Origin of the sequence: Microvirga puerhi (assembly GCF_020089865.1) — a bacterium.
GTDB classification, from domain to species: domain Bacteria; phylum Pseudomonadota; class Alphaproteobacteria; order Rhizobiales; family Beijerinckiaceae; genus Microvirga; species Microvirga puerhi.
In genome coordinates this window covers 401,772-418,866 of sequence record NZ_JAIRBM010000001.1, presented here as the reverse complement: position 1 = coordinate 418,866, position 17,095 = coordinate 401,772, and the positions used below count along the sequence as shown (strand labels likewise).

General features: G+C 61.1%; 15 protein-coding genes. 7 read left to right on the top strand and 8 right to left on the bottom strand.

Features of this window, described 5'->3' with window-relative positions; genetic code table 11:
- The first annotated feature begins 151 nt into the window (after positions 1-151).
- The 6 genes from K9B37_RS01995 to K9B37_RS01970 all read left to right on the top strand — a co-directional run bounded on the left by K9B37_RS01995 (position 152) and on the right by K9B37_RS01970 (position 5,684).
- The gene (locus tag K9B37_RS01995) at positions 152-1,327 is read left to right on the top strand and encodes an ABC transporter substrate-binding protein (protein WP_224311203.1); all 1,176 of its coding nucleotides are present in this window, start codon (positions 152-154) and stop codon (positions 1,325-1,327) included.
- Positions 1,328-1,446: 119 nt separating this feature from the next.
- The gene (locus K9B37_RS01990; protein ID WP_224311101.1) at positions 1,447-2,367 is read left to right on the top strand and encodes a branched-chain amino acid ABC transporter permease; all 921 of its coding nucleotides are present in this window, start codon (positions 1,447-1,449) and stop codon (positions 2,365-2,367) included.
- A gap of 9 nt (positions 2,368-2,376) precedes the next feature.
- Positions 2,377-3,408, top strand: a complete 1,032-nt coding sequence (locus K9B37_RS01985) for a branched-chain amino acid ABC transporter permease (RefSeq protein ID WP_224311100.1) — start codon at positions 2,377-2,379, stop codon at positions 3,406-3,408.
- Entirely contained in the window at positions 3,401-4,156 is a 756-nt protein-coding gene (locus tag K9B37_RS01980) for an ABC transporter ATP-binding protein (RefSeq protein WP_224311099.1), read from the top strand. The genes K9B37_RS01985 and K9B37_RS01980 overlap by 8 nt, the downstream gene beginning before the upstream one ends.
- Positions 4,156-4,854, top strand: coding sequence for an ABC transporter ATP-binding protein (locus K9B37_RS01975; protein ID WP_224311098.1), 699 nt, complete (start codon positions 4,156-4,158; stop codon positions 4,852-4,854). The genes K9B37_RS01980 and K9B37_RS01975 overlap by 1 nt, the downstream gene beginning before the upstream one ends.
- An 11-nt stretch (positions 4,855-4,865) precedes the next feature.
- A complete protein-coding gene (locus K9B37_RS01970; RefSeq protein ID WP_224311097.1) occupies positions 4,866-5,684 on the top strand; it encodes an alpha/beta hydrolase in 819 nt (272 codons plus the stop codon).
- 32 nt (positions 5,685-5,716) lie between these two features.
- Here K9B37_RS01970 and mmsB read toward each other — a convergent pair whose 3' ends face one another.
- From mmsB to ytfQ, 8 genes are all read right to left on the bottom strand, one after another.
- Complete coding sequence (gene mmsB / locus K9B37_RS01965) at positions 5,717-6,913, bottom strand: multiple monosaccharide ABC transporter permease (protein ID WP_224311096.1); 1,197 nt, start codon at positions 6,911-6,913, stop codon at positions 5,717-5,719.
- A 1-nt stretch (position 6,914) separates the two neighbouring features.
- Positions 6,915-8,444 carry a multiple monosaccharide ABC transporter ATP-binding protein gene (gene mmsA, locus K9B37_RS01960; protein ID WP_224311095.1) on the bottom strand — a complete coding sequence of 510 codons (1,530 nt, stop codon included), beginning with the start codon at positions 8,442-8,444 and terminating at the stop codon, positions 6,915-6,917.
- A 73-nt stretch (positions 8,445-8,517) separates the two neighbouring features.
- On the bottom strand, positions 8,518-9,582 hold the full coding sequence (chvE, locus tag K9B37_RS01955) for a multiple monosaccharide ABC transporter substrate-binding protein (protein ID WP_224311094.1): 1,065 nt from the start codon (positions 9,580-9,582) through the stop codon (positions 8,518-8,520).
- A gap of 264 nt (positions 9,583-9,846) precedes the next feature.
- Positions 9,847-10,674, bottom strand: a complete 828-nt coding sequence (locus K9B37_RS01950; RefSeq protein WP_224311093.1) for a FadR/GntR family transcriptional regulator — start codon at positions 10,672-10,674, stop codon at positions 9,847-9,849.
- Positions 10,675-10,683: 9 nt separating this feature from the next.
- The gene (gene yjfF / locus K9B37_RS01945) at positions 10,684-11,649 is read right to left on the bottom strand and encodes a galactofuranose ABC transporter, permease protein YjfF (protein WP_255616320.1); all 966 of its coding nucleotides are present in this window, start codon (positions 11,647-11,649) and stop codon (positions 10,684-10,686) included.
- Entirely contained in the window at positions 11,646-12,650 is a 1,005-nt protein-coding gene (ytfT, locus tag K9B37_RS01940) for a galactofuranose ABC transporter, ATP-binding protein YtfT (RefSeq protein ID WP_224311092.1), read from the bottom strand. Before ytfT ends, yjfF begins: the two co-directional genes overlap by 4 nt.
- Positions 12,651-14,162, bottom strand: a complete 1,512-nt coding sequence (gene ytfR, locus K9B37_RS01935) for a galactofuranose ABC transporter, ATP-binding protein YtfR (RefSeq protein WP_224311091.1) — start codon at positions 14,160-14,162, stop codon at positions 12,651-12,653.
- A gap of 82 nt (positions 14,163-14,244) precedes the next feature.
- Positions 14,245-15,207: a galactofuranose ABC transporter, galactofuranose-binding protein YtfQ gene (gene ytfQ, locus K9B37_RS01930; protein WP_305072120.1), complete on the bottom strand. Its 963-nt coding sequence runs from the start codon at positions 15,205-15,207 to the stop codon at positions 14,245-14,247.
- A gap of 150 nt (positions 15,208-15,357) precedes the next feature.
- On the opposite strand from ytfQ, the gene K9B37_RS01925 reads away from it, so the two are divergent.
- Positions 15,358-17,091 (top strand): IlvD/Edd family dehydratase, encoded by a 1,734-nt coding sequence (locus K9B37_RS01925; RefSeq protein WP_224311090.1) that lies wholly within the window; start codon positions 15,358-15,360, stop codon positions 17,089-17,091.
- Positions 17,092-17,095: the final 4 nt, after the last annotated feature.

Genomic DNA, 17,095 nt, shown 5'->3' with positions numbered 1-17,095 from the left:
CAATCCGGCACCCGTCGAAAAGGAGTGTTCGGCCGGCCCGAATTACGCCAGATTACAGCCGAGCATCGACGGGGCTTCCTCTGAGTCCCGATAGAACAACGATGCAGTGCGGCCCTACCGCGCGCAGGGAACAGCCATTCGGGAGTACATGATGAACCTGACAATCAAATGCCTGGGCTTCGCAGCCGCCATGGGACTTGCGGCGTCGCCGGCCCTGGCACAGGAGAAGCTGAAGATCGGCCTCGTGCTGACCCTGTCCGGCCCGTCGGCCGTGCTGGGCCAGCAGGCGCGCGACGGCTTCCAGCTCGCTGTGAAGGATTTTGGCGGCAAGCTCGGCGGCCGTGACGTCGACGTGATCGTGGTCGACGACGAACTCAAGCCGGATGTGGCCGTCACCAAGGTCAAGGGCCTGATCGAGCGCGACAAGGTCGACTTCGTCGTCGGACCAATCTTCTCGAACGTCGCCGTGGCGATCCAGAAGCCGATCGTCGATGCCAAGACGTTCTATATCAGCACCAATGCCGGCCCTTCCAACCTGGCAGGCAAGAGCTGCAGCCCGTACTTCTTCGCGACCTCCTACCAGAACGACCAGAACCACGAGGTTCTGGGCAAGGTCGCCCAAGATCGCGGCTACAAGAAAGTTTATCTCCTGGCGCCGAACTATCAGGCCGGCAAAGATGCGCTCGCCGGCTTCAAGCGGCACTACAAGGGTGAGATCGTCGAAGAGTCCTACGTTCCGCTCAACACCCTCGATTTCCAGTCCGAGCTTGCCAAGATCGCCTCGATGAAGCCCGACGCGATCTTCACATTCATGCCGGGTGGCATGGGTGTGAACCTGGTGAAGCAGTACCGTGCCGCCGGACTCGCCGACCGTATTCCGTTCCTGTCGGCCTTCACCGTCGACGAGTCGACCCTGCCGGCGCAGCAGGACGCTGCGATCGGCATGTTTGGTGGCTCCAACTGGGCTCCCAACCTCGACTTGCCGCAGAACAAGGCGTTCGTGAAGGAATATGAGGCGGCCTACAACGCCGTGCCCGGTTCCTACGCGATGCATGCCTACGATGCCGCCCTTCTGATCGACAGCGCCCTGAAGGCGACAGGCGGCAAGACCGAGGACAAGGACGCGCTCCGCGCGGCCCTGAAGAAGGCCGACTTCAAGTCGCTGCGCGGCGATTTCAAGTTCGGAAACAACGGCTTCCCCATCCAGGACTTCTATCTGGTGAAGATCGCCAAGCGCTCGGACGGCAAGTTCCAGACCGAGATCGAAGAGAAGGTGTTCGACGACTATACGGACGCCTATGCCAAGGAATGCACGGCGACGAACTAAGTTGACCTTGATCCTGATGGTCCTGTCCTGCATGCCAGGACGGGACCATCGTACCGCGACGGACCTCATGACGGTCGGGCCGAGGCCCGGCGGGTCCTTATGTCGCCTGTGAAGTGCCGATGACAGCGACCCTTCTATTCATCCAGGCTCTGAACGGCCTTCAGTTCGGGCTGATTCTGTTCCTGATCGCCGCCGGGCTGACCCTGGTCTTCGGCGTGATGGACTTCATCAACCTCGCGCATGGGGTCCAATACATGGTCGGCGCCTATCTGGCGGCCGCCTTCACTGCATGGACGGGCAATTTCGGCCTCGCCCTGCTGTTGGCCTTGCCGACAGCCCTCGCTTTCGGGCTTCTTCTCGAAGTCCTGGTCTTTCGCCATCTCTATGATCGCGATCACCTCGACCAAGTCCTCGCAACGTTCGGGGTCATCGTCTTTCTGAACCAAGCCGTAAAATTCGTATGGGGTGCTGCTCCCCTCAACGTCCCTGTCCCCGAGATCCTGTCCGGCTCCGTCGAAATCACGGACGGCCTGCTCTATCCGGTCTATCGGCTCGCGATCATCGCCGCAGGCCTTGCCGTCGCTCTCCTTTTGTATGTTTTAGTCAGCCGAACTCGCGTCGGCATGTTGGTGCGAGCCGGTGCCACGAACCCGGAAATGGTCTCGGCGCTCGGCGTGAATATCCAACGTCTCTTCATGGTCGTGTTCGGGTTCGGCGCAATGCTGGCCGGCTTTGCCGGCGCGATGGTCGCACCGATCCTGTCGGTCGAGCCCGGCATGGGAGACAATATCCTGATCCTCGCCTTCGTGGTCATCGTGATCGGGGGCATCGGTTCGATCAGAGGTGCATTCCTGGCCGCCATTCTGATCGGTCTCGTGGACACGGTCGGGCGCTCCTTTGCGCCGAACATCCTGCGGTTCTTTCTGGACCCCGCGACGGCGAGCCAAACCGGACGCGCCATCGCGCCCATGCTGATCTATATCTTCATGGCCGCCATCCTGTTCTTCCGGCCTTCCGGCCTCTTTCCAGCGAAGCGCTAGGGTGATGCCATGACGGAACTCATCCACGCACACCCTTCCTCGTTCGCTCCTTCCCCGTCTCGGATCGAACGCGTCCCACTTGTGCTGTTCGCCATCCTCGCGCTTGCTCCGCTCCTAGCTCCGCTGACCGGTGCGGAAGGTTACGTTCTGTCCCTTCTGTCTCGTGTGATGATCTTCGGACTGGCAGCCATGTCCCTCGATCTCATTCTGGGTTACGGCGCGCTGGTGAGCTTCGGCCACGCGGCCTTCCTTGGCATCGGCGGATATGCGGTGGGCATCCTCGCGAGCCACGGTAGTGAGGATGCGCTCATCCAAATCCCCCTGGCGCTTGCGGCCTCGGCTCTCTTCGCGACCGTGACCGGAACGATCTCCCTGCGCACGAAGGGCGTGTATTTCATCATGATCACCCTGGCCTTCGGCCAGATGCTGTTCTTTCTCGCGACGTCCCTCGCCGCCTATGGCGGCGACGACGGCATGACGCTGGCTTCCCGGAGCCTGATGGCAGGCACGTCCATCCTCAAGAACGACCGCGTCTTCTATGGTCTCGTCCTTTTCTGTCTCCTGGGGACCTATCTCCTGTCGCGGGGCATCGTCGCGTCTCGCTTCGGGCGTGTCCTTCGTGGCACGCGGGAAAACGCTGTCCGCATGGAGGCCATCGGCTTCCATCCCTTCCGGTATCAGCTTCTGGCCTATGTCATCAGCGGCATGATGGCGGGCCTCGCAGGATTCCTGCTCGCCAACCAAGCGGAGTTCATCAGCCCGTCCTATATGACGTGGCAGCGGTCGGGTGAATTGATCTTCATGGTAGTACTCGGCGGCATCGGCAGCCTCCACGGTGCGATCATCGGCGCGGCTGTCTTCCTGCTGCTGGAGGAATTCTTGCCGGAGATCCTCCATTTCGCGGCCTCTGCGCTGGGCAGCGACCTTCAATCCCGCCTCGTGGAAAACTGGAAGATGATCTTCGGTCCGCTTCTGATCCTCATCGTGCTTTTCGCGCGCGGGGGGATCACGGGCCTTCTCGGGCGAGGACGGCATGGCTGACGCGTTGCTCGAACTGAGAAACCTGCGGAAATCCTATGGCGCCCTCGTGGTGACAGACGACGTGAGCCTTTCGGTTCCCACAGGCGAAGTCCACGCGATCATCGGGCCCAATGGCGCTGGGAAAACCACCCTGATCCATCAGATCTCCGGCCTCGTGCCCTCTGTCTCGGGGCAAGTTCTATTCGACGGACAGGATGTGACCCGCCTTCCGATGCATGAGCGTGTGAGACGTGGACTGGCCCGGTCGTTTCAGATCACCTCGGTACTGCCCGGTTTTTCCGCGCTGGAGAATGTCTCGCTCGCGGTTCAGGCGCGGTCCGGCTCGAGCTATCGTCTGTTCGGGAACGCCGCGCGGGAGCGGCAACTCAACGAGCCCGCCATGGAATGCCTGAATCTCGTCGGGCTCGGGGCACGGGCTCAGATTCAGGCTGGCCTCCTGTCCCATGGCGAGAAGCGGCAGCTTGAACTTGCCATTGCGCTCGCGACTGAGCCGAAGCTCCTTCTGCTCGACGAGCCACTGGCCGGGACGGGCCATGACGAATCCCGTCGCGTGCTCGACGTTCTGCAGCGCCTGCGAAGCCACACGACCATTCTGCTCATCGAGCACGATATGGAGGCGGTGTTCTCCCTCGCCGACCGGATCAGTGTCCTCGTCTACGGGCGCCTGATCGCCACGGATACGCCGGAACGGATCCGGGCCAACCCCGAGGTTCGCTCCGCCTACCTTGGTGAGGAGGAAATGGCCTGATGCTCTCGGTCCGTAACCTGCAAGCCTCCTATGGCGCCGCCCAGGTCCTGTTCGACGTCTCGCTCAATGTCGGTGCGGGCGAGGTCGTGACCCTGCTTGGCAGGAACGGCATGGGCAAGACCACCACGATCCGCGCCATTATGGGCCTGCTTCAGCCCCAAGGTGGCGAAGTCCGCTTCGATGGAGGCACGGTCACCGGTTTTGCGCCCTATCGGGTCGCCAAAGCCGGCATCGGGCTTGTTCCCGAGGGGCGGCAGATCTTTCCGACACTTTCGGTCGAGGAGAACCTAGTGGCCACGGCGTCAACCCGCTTGGGCTCGCGCCGCTGGACCCTCGATGCGGTCTACGACCTCTTTCCCCGCCTGAAGGAGCGCCGTCTCAATCTCGGAACCCAGCTGTCCGGGGGTGAACAGCAGATGCTCGCCATTGGCCGGGCCCTGATGACCAATCCGAAACTCGTCATTCTCGACGAGGCGACCGAAGGGCTCGCTCCGTTGATCCGCCTGGAGATCTGGGACTGCCTGAAACGGTTGCGTGCAGAGCATCAGTCGATCCTCGTGATCGACAAGAACGTCAATGCCCTCGCAGCCTTCGCCGACAGGCATGTCATCATCGAGAAGGGGCGTTCGGTCTGGACCGGCACGAGCGCCGAGCTCATGGCTGACACGACCCTGAAGGACCGGTATCTGCACGTGTAGGGGGCGCCGCCATGACCGAACTGGATCTGGAAGCCGAATACAACAACCGGGCACGGGTCGCGGATCACATGGTCCATATGGACGGCTGGCACCGGGATGCGGCCGCCTATCGGGCTGCGGCATTGTGCGAACTCGACCTCGCCTATGGCCCAGGCCCGCGCCATCGCGTCGATCTATTTCACCCACCAGGAGGTGACGCGGGCGGCCCTGTCGTGATGTTCATCCATGGCGGTTATTGGCAGGGGCTGGACAAGTCGTCGTCGAGCCACCTCGCCCGCGGAGCCAACGAGCGCGGCCTGACGGTTGCTGTCCCGAGCTATGATCTTGCGCCCCATGTCACGCTAAGCGGGATCGTGGCCGAGATGGAAACAGCCGCCGATTTTCTCATGCAGAGATCGGGGCGCTCCTTGATTGTCGCAGGCCATTCCGCTGGCGGTCATCTGGCCGCATGCCTGATGGCGCGCAGCGTAAAGTCATTGAAACGGCCGATCCGGGCAGGCCTTTCGATCTCGGGATTGTTCGACCTCGTGCCGCTCGTTTCGACCTCCGTCAACCGGGCGCTTGGCTTGACGATCGAGGAGGCGCGCCGCTTGAGCCCGATCTATGACCAGCCTCCGGCGGACACGCGCTTCGTTGCCGTGGTGGGCGGGGCCGAGAGCGCCGAATATCGTCGCCAATCCCGGGACTTCGTGACTCAGTGGAATGCCATGGACGCGCTGGGCTCGGTCCATGAGGTGGCGAACGCCCATCATTTCGACGTCATGGCCGGTCTCGCCGACCCCGACGATCCGCTGGTCGACATGCTCATCGGCCTTGCCGATGCTGCCTGACGTTGCGGGTCGGACTGGAGTCAGGTCGCCCCTCACTTCTTCTTGTTGTAGACGTCGAGGGTCACGGCTGCCAGCAGCACAAGCCCTTTGATGACCTGCTGATAGTCGATGCCGATACCGAGGATCGACATGCCGTTGTTCATGACGCCCATCACGAAGGCGCCGATGACGGCTCCCGTCACCTTGCCGACACCGCCATAGGCGGAGGCCCCGCCGATGAAGCATGCGGCGATGACATCGAGCTCGAAACCGAGGCCAGCCTTGGGTGTCGCTGTATTGAGGCGCGCGGCGAAGATCAGGCCCGCGAGCGCCGCAAGCACGCCCATATTGACGAAGGTCAGGAAGGTCAGCCGTTCGGTTTTAATGCCGGAGAGCTTCGCGGCTTTTTCGTTGCCGCCCAGCGCATAGATTCGCCGCCCGATGGTCGTCCGGTTCGTCACGAAGGCGTAGAGCGCCACCAGCGCGAACATGATCACCAGAACGTTCGGCAGGCCACGATAGGTGGCAAGAAGGTAGCTGAAGCCGACGAGAAGAACCGCCAGCAGCGCGTTCTTGAAGAGGAAGAACCCGAACGGAGCCGTTTCAACGCCATGCTTCTCCTGGCTGGCCCTGGCGCGATAGCTGAAATAGATCAGCGCCGCGGCGACGATGACGCCTAAGGCCAGTGCAGTCATGTTGAGCGTATCGCTCGTTCCGATATCGGGGATGAAGCCCGAGCTCAGTTTCTGGAACGTAACTGGGAAGGGGCCGACCGAGCGGCCACCGAGAAGCGAGAGCAGAAGTCCCTTGAAGACGAGCATTCCGGCGAGCGTCACGATGAAGGACGGGACCTTCAGGAACGCGACCCAATAGCCCTGAATGGCGCCGATGAGTGCTCCGACCAGGAGACAGATCACGATGGTCGGAATGAAATGGAAGCCGAACTGGACCATCAGGACGGCGGCAAGACCACCAATGAAGCCCACGATCGAGCCGACAGAAAGGTCGATATGGCCGGACACGATCACGAGGAGCATGCCGAGGGCCATGATGACGATATAGCTGTTCTGCAGCACCAGATTGGTAAGGTTGAGCGGCTTCAGAAGGGTACCGTCAGTGACCACCTGGAAGAAGGCCATGATGACCAACAGCGACACCAGCATGCCGTAGTCGCGAAAATGCGTCTTGAGGAAGTTCCCGTAAGATTCCCGCTTGTCGACGCTCAGTTTGCTCGCAATCCCGGTATCCATCTCAACGCCTTCCCGATTTCACGATGGCATGCATGATCTTTTCCTGGGACGCCTCCGCCGCAGGGAACTCGCCGATGATCGCTCCCTCGTTCATCACGTAGATCCGGTCGCACATTCCAAGCAGCTCCGGCATTTCGGACGAGATCAGCAGCACGCCCTTCCCGGCATCCGCCAGGCTGTTGATGATCGTATAGATTTCGTACTTCGCCCCGACGTCTATGCCTCGTGTGGGCTCATCCAAAATAAGGATCTCGGGGCTAGCGAAGAGCCATTTGCTCAGAACCACTTTCTGCTGGTTTCCGCCGGACAGGTTCACCGCCTGCTGATAGACGTTGGCGCTGCGGATCCTGAGCCTGCCGCGATAGTCGTTGGCGACTGCAAGCTCTCGCATGTCGTCGATGATCATATTTGTCGAGACGCCCGAAAGATGGGCCAAGGTCACGTTCTTGACGATGGTCTCTTCGAGAACGAGGCCGTAGGTCTTCCGGTCCTCGGTCACATAGGCGATCCCGTTCGCGACCGCGCCGCTCACCGTGCTGACGTCGATATCCTTGCCATGGAGCATCGCCCGGCCGGTGATGTGCTGGCCGTAGGTCCGTCCGAACAGGCTCATGGCGAATTCCGTGCGGCCCGCTCCCATCAAGCCGGCGATCCCGACGATTTCACCCTTCCTGATATGGAGATTGACGTCCTTCACGACCTTTCGGTCCGCGTGGATCGGATGGTAGGCGCTCCAGTTCTCGACCGCGAAGATCGTCTCGCCCACGTGGGATTCACGCTTCGGATAGCGGTCCTCCATGGCCCGGCCGACCATACCCCGGATGATGCGATCCTCGCTGATCGCTTCCTTACGGCAATCGAGAGTTTCGACCGTGCTGCCGTCCCGGAGCACCGTGATCGAGTCGGCGACCTTGGAGATCTCGTTGAGCTTGTGTGAGATCAGAATTGAGGCGATGCCGTGCGCCTTGAACTGAAGGAGCAGCTCAAGAAGCGCGTCGCTGTCCTTCTCGTTGAGGCTGGCGGTCGGCTCGTCCAGGATCAGCAGCTTGACCCTTTTCGAGAGAGCCTTGGCGATCTCCACCAATTGCTGCTTGCCAACACCAAGGTTGGTGACAAGCGTATCGGGAGATTCCTTCAGCCCTACCCGCTTCAGAAGCTCTTTGGTCCGAGCAAAGGCCAGGGACCATTCGATGATTCCGTAGGTCGCCTGCTCGTTTCCAAGGAAGATGTTCTCGGCGATCGAGAGAAGCGGCACCAGAGCCAGTTCCTGGTGGATGATGATGATCCCGAGCTTTTCGCTGTCCGCAATGCCTTTGAAGCGCCGCTCCTCCTCCTCGAAGATGATATCGCCGGAATAGGTCCCATACGGATAAACGCCGCTTAGGACCTTCATCAGGGTCGATTTGCCGGCGCCGTTCTCTCCGACCAGAGCATGGATCTCACCAGCCTCGACAGTGAGGTTGACGTTGTCCAAGGCGTTGACGCCTGGAAACGTCTTCGTGATCCCTCGCATCTCAAGGATCGCAGTCATCGCCTTCCTTTCGATCAAGCATCTTAATGGAAAACGGGCCCCGCCGAGATGCGGGGCCCGCTCGCCGTTCATCTCACTTGATCTGGCCTTCCTTGTAGTAGCCGCTGTCGACCAGCACCTGCTTCCAGTTGGAGGCATCCACGCTGACCGGTTTCAGCAGATAGGATGGAACCGTCTTCATGCCGTTCTCATAGGTTTTGGTGTCGTTCACCTCGACCGTCTTGCCGGCGAGAATGGCGTCGACCATGTTCGCGGCCACCTTCGCGAGATCCCGCGTATCCTTGAAGATCGTGGACGTCTGCTCCTTGGCGAGGATGGATTTCATCGACGGGACTTCGGCATCCTGCCCGGTGACGACCGGCATGGGCTGCTTGGGCGTGCCATACCCGACGCCTTTGAGCGACGAGATGATGCCGATGCTCAGGCCATCATAGGGCGACAGTACCGCATCAACACGCTTGTCGTTGTAATAGGCGCTGAGCAGGTTATCCATGCGAGCCTGGGCGACGGCGCCGTCCCAGCGCAGGGTCGAGACCTTGTCCATCCCGGTCTGGCCGCTTGCCACCACCAGCTTGCCGCTCTTGATGTACGGGTCGAGGACCGACATCGCGCCATTGTAGAAGAAGAACGCGTTGTTATCGTCGGGTGAGCCGCCGAAGAGTTCGATGTTGAATGGCCCCTTGCCCTCTTTTAGACCGAGCGCCTTCTCGATATAGCCACCCTGGAGCACGCCGACCTGGAAATTGTCGAAGGTCGCGTAGTAGTCGACGTTCTTCGAGTTGCGGATCAGGCGGTCATAGGCAATCACCTTGATGCCCTTGTCCGCAGCCTGCTGGAGCGCATCTGACAGGGTGGTTCCGTCGATGGCTGCAATCACCAGGACCTTGGAACCCTTGGTGATCATGTTCTCGATCTGGGCGAGCTGGTTCGGAATATCGTCTTCGGCATATTGAAGATCGACGTCATATCCCTTTTCCTTCAGGGACTTGACCATATTGTTGCCGTCGTCGATCCAGCGGGCTGATGATTTCGTCGGCATGGATACGCCGATCAGGCCCTTACCTTGAGCATGAGCAGCGCCGGCAAATCCGAGCGCCCCAAGGGCAAGCGCGGCTATTGTAGCTGTAAGCTTCTTCAAGTTCGTTCTCCCTGTGCTTCAAACCGCGCGCCACTGGCGAGTCGGTTGGTCCATGGGCCCCAAGTCAGCAAAATTTCTCGTGCACGCCCGGCTGTCGGAACGCTTGTTCTCAGCGAGGCGCCGAAGGGACGCCCTTCTCCCGGGGCGCTGACCTCCTGGACAGGCGAGACGACGGTAATGGATCGCCTCGGCATCGGTCATTAATACTATAATACAATCACACCCATGCAAGTTGCCTCACTCTTATGGAGGCAGCCGCCGGCTCTATTGCCCCCTCGGCGAGAGGCGCAGACCGGATGTGATGCTAGCATCCGAATTCGCCTCCGAAAATGCATGAAGACTGACCGTGGTGATCGCACCGGCCTGGGTGGTGATCCCGACCCGGGCCGCCGTCTGGACGATCAGGGTAGAGATGGCATGGCCTGCCCCGGCAGCGTCCTTCCGCTCGATGGCATCGAAAACTGCCTGATGAAGCCTCATCACCACCGTGAAGCGCTCCACACTGGAGACCGGCGAACTCACGTCGAAGGAGGTGGCAAGCGCCGCCCCGATCACGGAGCCGATGGATTGGAGGAAAGGATTGCCGGAAGCCTCCAGGATAGCCTGATGGAACGCCAGATCGGAGCGGGTAAAGCCGCGTCTGTCGTCCCGGCAGCGCGCCATGCCGATCAGGGCGTCGCGCATTCGCTCGAGCTGCTCCGGTGACCGGCGAATGGCCGCGGTTGCGCAGGCAAGGGGTTCGAGGGCCTGCCGGATTTCGAAGAGCCAGCCCAGAAACTTGGCATCGACGCCGATCTCAAGGTGCCACTCCAGAATGTCGGCATCGAACATGTTCCAGTTCTCGCGCCCCAGCACGCGGGTACCGACCTTCGTCTTGGACTCGATGAGCCCCTTGGCCGCCAGTGTTTTCAGTGCCTCCCTTAAGGCCGTGCGGGAGACACCGAAATATTCCATCAGCTCTGCGTCGCCCGGCAGAGTGCTTCCGACGGGATAGCGCCCCTGCATGATGCTGTGACCAATGCCATGGGCGACGAGATCATGCGCCGACCGAGTTCGGGAGGCAGTCCGATAATCGCTCATCGATGTCATCATGCGGCCTCCCTACGCCCTGCTGGAACGGCCTGATGCAGCGGAAAGTCCGCGCTGCAGAACAATGAATGCAAACAGAAGGGCCCCGATCGCGATTTTCGTCCACCAAGAACTCAAGGTCCCCTCGAAGGTTATGTATGTTTGGATGAGGCCTTGAATCAGCACACCGACCAACGTCCCGATAATTGTACCGTAGCCACCCGTGAGAAGCGTACCGCCGATGACGACCGCTGCGATCGTGTCCAGTTCGACACCGGTCGCCGCGAGGGAATAACCCGCCGAGGTGTAGAATGAAAAGACGATGCCTGCGAGTGCCGCAAGGAAACTCGACAGCATATAGATCCGGACCGTTGTCCGCCCGACGGGCACACCCATCAGCTCCGCCGATGTCCGATTGCCGCCCAAGGCATAGACGTTCGCGCCGAAGCGCGTGAAATGCGCCAGCACGATGCCCGCGGCAAAAGTCAGCAGCATGACCAGGGCGATGAAGGTCAGGCGCCCTCCTCCCGGCAGCATGAATGCGATATCCGTGATCTGACTATAGGCAGGCGCGTTGATCGGGATCGAGTCCGTCGTGAGTACGAAGCACATGCCGCGCGCCAGGAACATGCCAGCCAGCGTCACGATGAAAGCCGGGATCTGGAAGGCATGGATCAGAAAACCCATTCCGGCCCCGAAGAGCGCCGCGATGCCGAGGATCAGGACGAAGGCCAGATAGGGATTGATGTCGTATTTCTCGATGCCGACGGCGAGGAAAACTCCCGTAAAGGCAATGACTGAGCCGACCGACAGATCGATGCCGCCTGACAGGATCACGAACGTCATTCCGACGGCGACGATCCCCAAAAAGGCGTTGTCCGTCAGCAGGTTGGCTATCACTCGCGTAGAGGCGAAACTCGGAAACTGAGCAAGACAGATCAGATAGCCGACGACGAAGACGGCGAGCGTGATCAGAACCGGGAGATGGCGTCGTATCATGCCTTGCTCCTCACGGCCGTGCGGAGGCCAGACAGGATCGGTGATTGCGCCAGAAGGACGGCCAGCACCACCACGGCCTTGACGATGAGGTTGTATTCCGGCGGATAGCCGCTCAGCAGGATGCCCGTATTCATCGCCTGGATGATGAGCGCACCGACCACCGACAGGCCGAGGCTGAAGCGTCCCCCGAAGAGGGACGTGCCACCGATCACCACCGCCAGAATGGCGTCGAGCTCAAGCCAGAGACCTGCATTGTTGGCATCCGCCCCCCGGATATCCGCGGTTACGATCAACCCGGCAATGGCAGCACATAGGCCGCACCACATATAGACTGCGATGATCACCGCCTTGGTACCAATCCCGGCATAGGCACTGGAGCGCACATTGGCTCCGATGGCTTCGATGAACAGTCCGAGGGCCGTATAGCGGACCACGAGATGCGTCACGAGCAGCATCACGACCGCGATGACGACGGGCATCGGAAGCATGAGGATTGAGCCACTGCCGATTGCAGCAAACCCTTCGCTGACGAAGGTGATGATCTGCCCTTCCGTAATTAGCTGGGCGAAGCCCCTGCCGGCGACCATCAGAATGAGAGTGGCAACGAAGGGCTGGATCTCCAGAACCGCGACGAGGAAGCCGTTCCATAGGCCGCACGCCAGCCCGATGCCCACCGCAGCCGACAGGACCACCGGAAGCGGATAGCCTTGCGCTGTCAACGTGGCAGCCATCGCCCCCGCGATGGCCATGACGGCGCCGACCGAGAGGTCTATTCCTCGGGTGGCGATGACGAGCGTCATGCCCAATGCCAGGATCGCCACGGGCGCGCCACGGTTAAGCACGTCGATAAGACTGCCGAAGAGGCGCCCATCCTGGATGCGTATGGCAAAGAAGTCCCGGAAAACGAGCCAGTTCACCAGGAACACCGCCACAAGGGCCACAGCTTGGGGAAGCCCTTTGGGAACGCTGCGAGGAACACTGGCCTTGACGACGACGCTCATTCAATGACCCGCAATGGTTGTCATGATGCCGTCGGCGCTCACGTCCGAGCCGATCAGTTCGCGCACATGCCGACGGTCGCGCAGCACGATCACCCGGTCGCTGTAGGCCGCGATCTCCTCCAGCTCGGAAGAGATGACGAGGAGCGCGAGACCATCCTCGCAGAGGCGCTCGATCAGGCGAATGATCTCGGCATGGGCCCCGACGTCGATCCCACGGGTCGGCTCATCGAGGATGAGGAAGCGCGGCTCGGTCGCCAGCCAACGGGCGAGCAGTGCCTTCTGCTGGTTGCCGCCGGAGAGAAGGCCGATAGGCTTCTCCGCATCTGGGGTCCGAATATCGAGCAGCTTGATGAACCGGTCCGCGATCTCGTCCTGCACGCGCCTCGGCAAGGGAGAGAGCCATCCGCGCCGCGCCTGAAGAGCGAGGATGATGTTTTCGCGTACAGACAATTCCGCGACGATCCCCTCGGTCTTGCGGTCCTCGGGAGTGAATCCGAACCGCAGCCGGGCCGCATCGCGGGGCGAAGCGATACGCACCTGCTTTCCGTCGATGAAGGCCCGCCCGCTATCGGCCCGCTCGATGCCGAAAACGAGCTTCGCAGTCTCGGTACGTCCCGATCCAAGGAGCCCAGCGAGGCCGACGGCTTCACCAGGCCTGACTTCGAGGTTGAAAGGCTCGAGAAAGCGGCGCTTGCCGTAATCCCTGAATGCGACGAGAGGCTCCCCCGCGACGGCGCGGCGGTGCTCGCGATGAAGAGCCTCGGCAGCGAGTTCTCGTCCCAGCATCATGGAAACAAGCTCAATCCGAGGCAGGTCGACAATCGGGCGCGAACCGACGAGCCGCCCATTCCGGAGAATGGTGACACGGTCGCAGACGGCATAGACTTGGTCGAGAAAATGCGTGACGAACACGATCCCGATGCCGCGCTGCTTCAATCCGTTCAGAATTCCAAAAAGGGTCGCGACCTCCTGCGCATCGAGGCTGGCGGTCGGCTCATCGAGGATTAGCACCTTCGCCGAAAGATCGACGGCACGCGCGATGGCGACGATCTGCTGGACCGCAACGGAGAAGCTTCCGAGAGGATTAGCAACCTCGATATGAAGTCCGTAGCCGGCAAGGAGATCGGAGGCGCGGCGCCGCATTTCCCGCGTGCGGACGAGTCCGAACAGATGCGGTTGTCGGCCGATGAAGAGGTTTTCGGCCACCGACAGGTTCGACAGTAGATTGACCTCCTGGTAAACGGTCCCGATGCCGAGAGACAAAGCGTCCGCGGGATTTTGCGGTGCGATATCCTGCCCATCGAGCTGAATGGTGCCCCCGTCCCGCCTGAAGACGCCGGTCAACACCTTGATCAGGGTCGATTTCCCCGCGCCATTCTCTCCGAGCAGGCCGTGGATTTCCCCCTTTTGCAAAGTGAAATCCACATGATCGAGCGCCTGCACGCCCGGGAATCCTTTTGTAAGCTCCCGAATTTGAAGAAGCTGCAGATCGTCTCTGCCTGGCTGCAACATTCCCTCTCCGCGTCGCGTCGGTTCCGCCAGTGCGGCGGGTAATCGGGGCAGGCACGTCCACCTGCCCCTTTAAGCGACGATATCAGTAAAGGTCCTTGCGCTTGCTGTATTCAGCCTGCGCGGTCTCAGGCGTGAAGACCTTCGACTCCGTCTGAATCCATTTCGGAGGTTGCTTGCCGTCCTTCTTGAAGGCAATCAGCGCGTCCAAGGCGGGTCCGGCCATGTTGGGGGTCAGCTCCACCGTGATATTGGCTTCGCCATCACCCATGGCCTTGAAGATGTCCGGAACGCCGTCGATGGAGACGATCTTGATGTCCTTGCCAGGCTTCAAGCCGGCTTCCTTGATCGCCTGAATGGCGCCGATCGCCATATCGTCGTTGTGGGCATAGACCGCGCAGATGTTCTTGCCGCCTCCCTCCGCCTTGATGAAGCTCTCCATCACCTCTTTGCCCTTGGTGCGCGTGAAGTCACCGGACTGGGTGCGGATGATCTTCATGCCGGGATTGGCGGCCACGACCTGATCGAAGCCCTTCTTGCGGTTGATCGCCGGGCTCGAGCCGACGGTCCCCTGCAGCTCAACGACATTGCACTTGCCGCCCGTTTCCTTGGCCAGCCACTCACCCGCAACCTTTCCCTCATAGACTGTGTCGGAGGTTACTGCCGTCAGATAGAGGGACTCGTCTTTCGTATCGATGGAGCGATCGAGAAGGACCACCGGAATCTTCGCGTCCTTGGCTTCCTTGAGCACGGCATCCCACCCAGTAGACACGACGGGAGCGATGAAGATGGCGTCGACGCCCTGGGCGATGAACGAACGCACCGCCCGGATCTGGTTTTCCTGCTTTTGCTGAGCGTCCGAAATTTTCAGGTCGACGCCCCGTTTATCGGCCTCGGTTTTCGACACCTTCGTTTCTGCCGCCCGCCAGCCCGACTCGGATCCCACCTGCGAAAAACCCACGGTTAGTTTGTTTTGGGCATGAGCTGCACCTGCCGAAAGCAGCAGCGCGGCCATGCCGATGGACGTCAAAAAGTGAGTGACCTTCATGCCTTCCTCCCGAAAATTTCCGGTTGCTCTTTGACTTCAGCAGCCTTAACAGCTGCTTATTAATACTATTATATGAAATTTAACGCCGATTCAATCGGCCGCGGCTGCGGACTCCTTTGCGGGCCCGTGTTCAGAATGGACGGAGAGGAAATGACTGAGGACAGGAAGCGCTCATTGCGAAGCCAGGCTTGGTTCGCTCGCCAGGATAAGATGGGCTTCTATTATCGCTCGTTTCTCAAGAACAGCGGCTTCCCCCAGGACCAGTTCGAGGGCCGGCCTGTCATCGGGATCTGCAATACCTGGTCCGAACTGAACCCCTGCAACTCGCATTTCCGCACCATCGCCGAGCATGTCCGCTACGGCGTGCTGGACGCGGGCGGCTTTCCGCTCGAGTTTCCGGTCTCCTCGCTCGGCGAGGTGACGATGCGCCCAACCGCCATGCTTTTCCGCAACCTCGCCGCTATGGACGTGGAGGAAGCGATCCGCGCACACCCGCTCGACGGCGTGGTGCTGCTGATGGGCTGCGACAAGACCACGCCGGCGCTGCTGATGGGCGCCACCTCTGCCGACCTTCCGACCATCGGAGTTTCCGGGGGCCCGCAGCTGCGGGGCGTCTATCGCGGCAAGTCTATCGGATCGGGGACCAACATCATCTCGATGAGCGAGCAGCTGCGCGCCGGCGAGGTGACGCTCCAGGAATTCCATGAAGCCGAAGGCGCCATGAACCGTTCTCATGGTCACTGCATGACCATGGGAACGGCGTCCACCATGGCCTCCATGGTCGAAGCGCTTGGCGTGGGGCTACCTGAAAATGCGGCCATTCCGGCAACGGACGCACGCCGGAATCACCTCGCACGCATGGCCGGCCGGCGGATCGTCGACATGGTCAGGGAAGACCTGGTCCTCTCGAAGATCCTGACCCACCAGGCTTTCGAGAATGCCATTCGGACGCTTGCGGCCATCGGAGGATCGACCAACGCCGTCGTCCACCTGCTGGCGATCGCAGGTCGGGCTGGTGTCGATCTGACTCTCGACGATTTCGACCGGCTCGGGCGGGACATTCATTGCCTTGTCGACCTCATGCCATCGGGGCAGTTCCTGATGGAGGATTTCTACTATGCAGGCGGGCTGCCGGCCGTCCTGCGGACGCTCGGGGAGCGCGGGCTCCTGAACAAGGGGGCCCTGACCGTGAACGGCCAGCCGATCTGGGAGAACGTGAGGGAGGCCCCCTGCTGGAACAGCGCCGTCATCACACCGTTCGAGGAGCCCTTCAAGCCGGATGCAGGGATTGCGATCCTGCGAGGCAATCTGGCGCCGAACGGGGCCGTCATCAAACCGTCGGCCGCCTCGCCGGAACTCATGAATCATACCGGCCGAGCGGTCGTGTTCGAGACCATCGAGGAGCTTCACGAGCGTATCGACGACGAGGATCTCGACATCGACGAGACCTGTATCATGGTGCTCAAGAATTGCGGCCCGAAGGGCTATCCGGGCATGGCCGAGGTCGGCAACATGCCCCTACCCCAAAAACTGCTGCGCAAGGGCGTGCGCGACATGGTGCGGATTTCCGACGCCCGCATGTCGGGCACGGCCTATGGCACGGTTGTCCTGCATGTAGCGCCGGAGGCGGCCGCAGGCGGGCCTCTGGCACTCGTTCAGAGCGGCGATCTGATCACTCTCAATGTGCAGGAGCGCAGCCTGCACCTTCATGTGGATGCTGCCGAGCTGGAGCATCGTCGCGCCGCCTGGATGCCGCCGACGCCGCATGCGGAACGGGGCTATGCCAAGCTCTACGTCGATCACGTGCTCCAGGCGGATAAGGGCGCCGATCTCGACTTTCTCGTGGGCCGTACGGGCTCGCCTGTGCCCCGCGACAATCATTAGAGCC

Coding starts and splice junctions, on each gene's coding strand:
- K9B37_RS01980 (WP_224311099.1), top strand. CDS start 3,401: ATGGCTGACGCGTTGCTCGAACTGAGAAACCTGCGGAAATCCTATGGC.
- K9B37_RS01985 (WP_224311100.1), top strand. CDS start 2,377: ATGACGGAACTCATCCACGCACACCCTTCCTCGTTCGCTCCTTCCCCG.
- yjfF (WP_255616320.1), bottom strand. CDS start 11,649: ATGATACGACGCCATCTCCCGGTTCTGATCACGCTCGCCGTCTTCGTC.
- ytfR (WP_224311091.1), bottom strand. CDS start 14,162: ATGTTGCAGCCAGGCAGAGACGATCTGCAGCTTCTTCAAATTCGGGAG.
- K9B37_RS01950 (WP_224311093.1), bottom strand. CDS start 10,674: ATGATGACATCGATGAGCGATTATCGGACTGCCTCCCGAACTCGGTCG.
- mmsA (WP_224311095.1), bottom strand. CDS start 8,444: ATGACTGCGATCCTTGAGATGCGAGGGATCACGAAGACGTTTCCAGGC.
- K9B37_RS01995 (WP_224311203.1), top strand. CDS start 152: ATGAACCTGACAATCAAATGCCTGGGCTTCGCAGCCGCCATGGGACTT.
- ytfT (WP_224311092.1), bottom strand. CDS start 12,650: ATGAGCGTCGTCGTCAAGGCCAGTGTTCCTCGCAGCGTTCCCAAAGGG.
- K9B37_RS01925 (WP_224311090.1), top strand. CDS start 15,358: ATGACTGAGGACAGGAAGCGCTCATTGCGAAGCCAGGCTTGGTTCGCT.
- ytfQ (WP_305072120.1), bottom strand. CDS start 15,207: ATGAAGGTCACTCACTTTTTGACGTCCATCGGCATGGCCGCGCTGCTG.
- K9B37_RS01975 (WP_224311098.1), top strand. CDS start 4,156: ATGCTCTCGGTCCGTAACCTGCAAGCCTCCTATGGCGCCGCCCAGGTC.
- mmsB (WP_224311096.1), bottom strand. CDS start 6,913: ATGGATACCGGGATTGCGAGCAAACTGAGCGTCGACAAGCGGGAATCT.
- K9B37_RS01970 (WP_224311097.1), top strand. CDS start 4,866: ATGACCGAACTGGATCTGGAAGCCGAATACAACAACCGGGCACGGGTC.
- K9B37_RS01990 (WP_224311101.1), top strand. CDS start 1,447: ATGACAGCGACCCTTCTATTCATCCAGGCTCTGAACGGCCTTCAGTTC.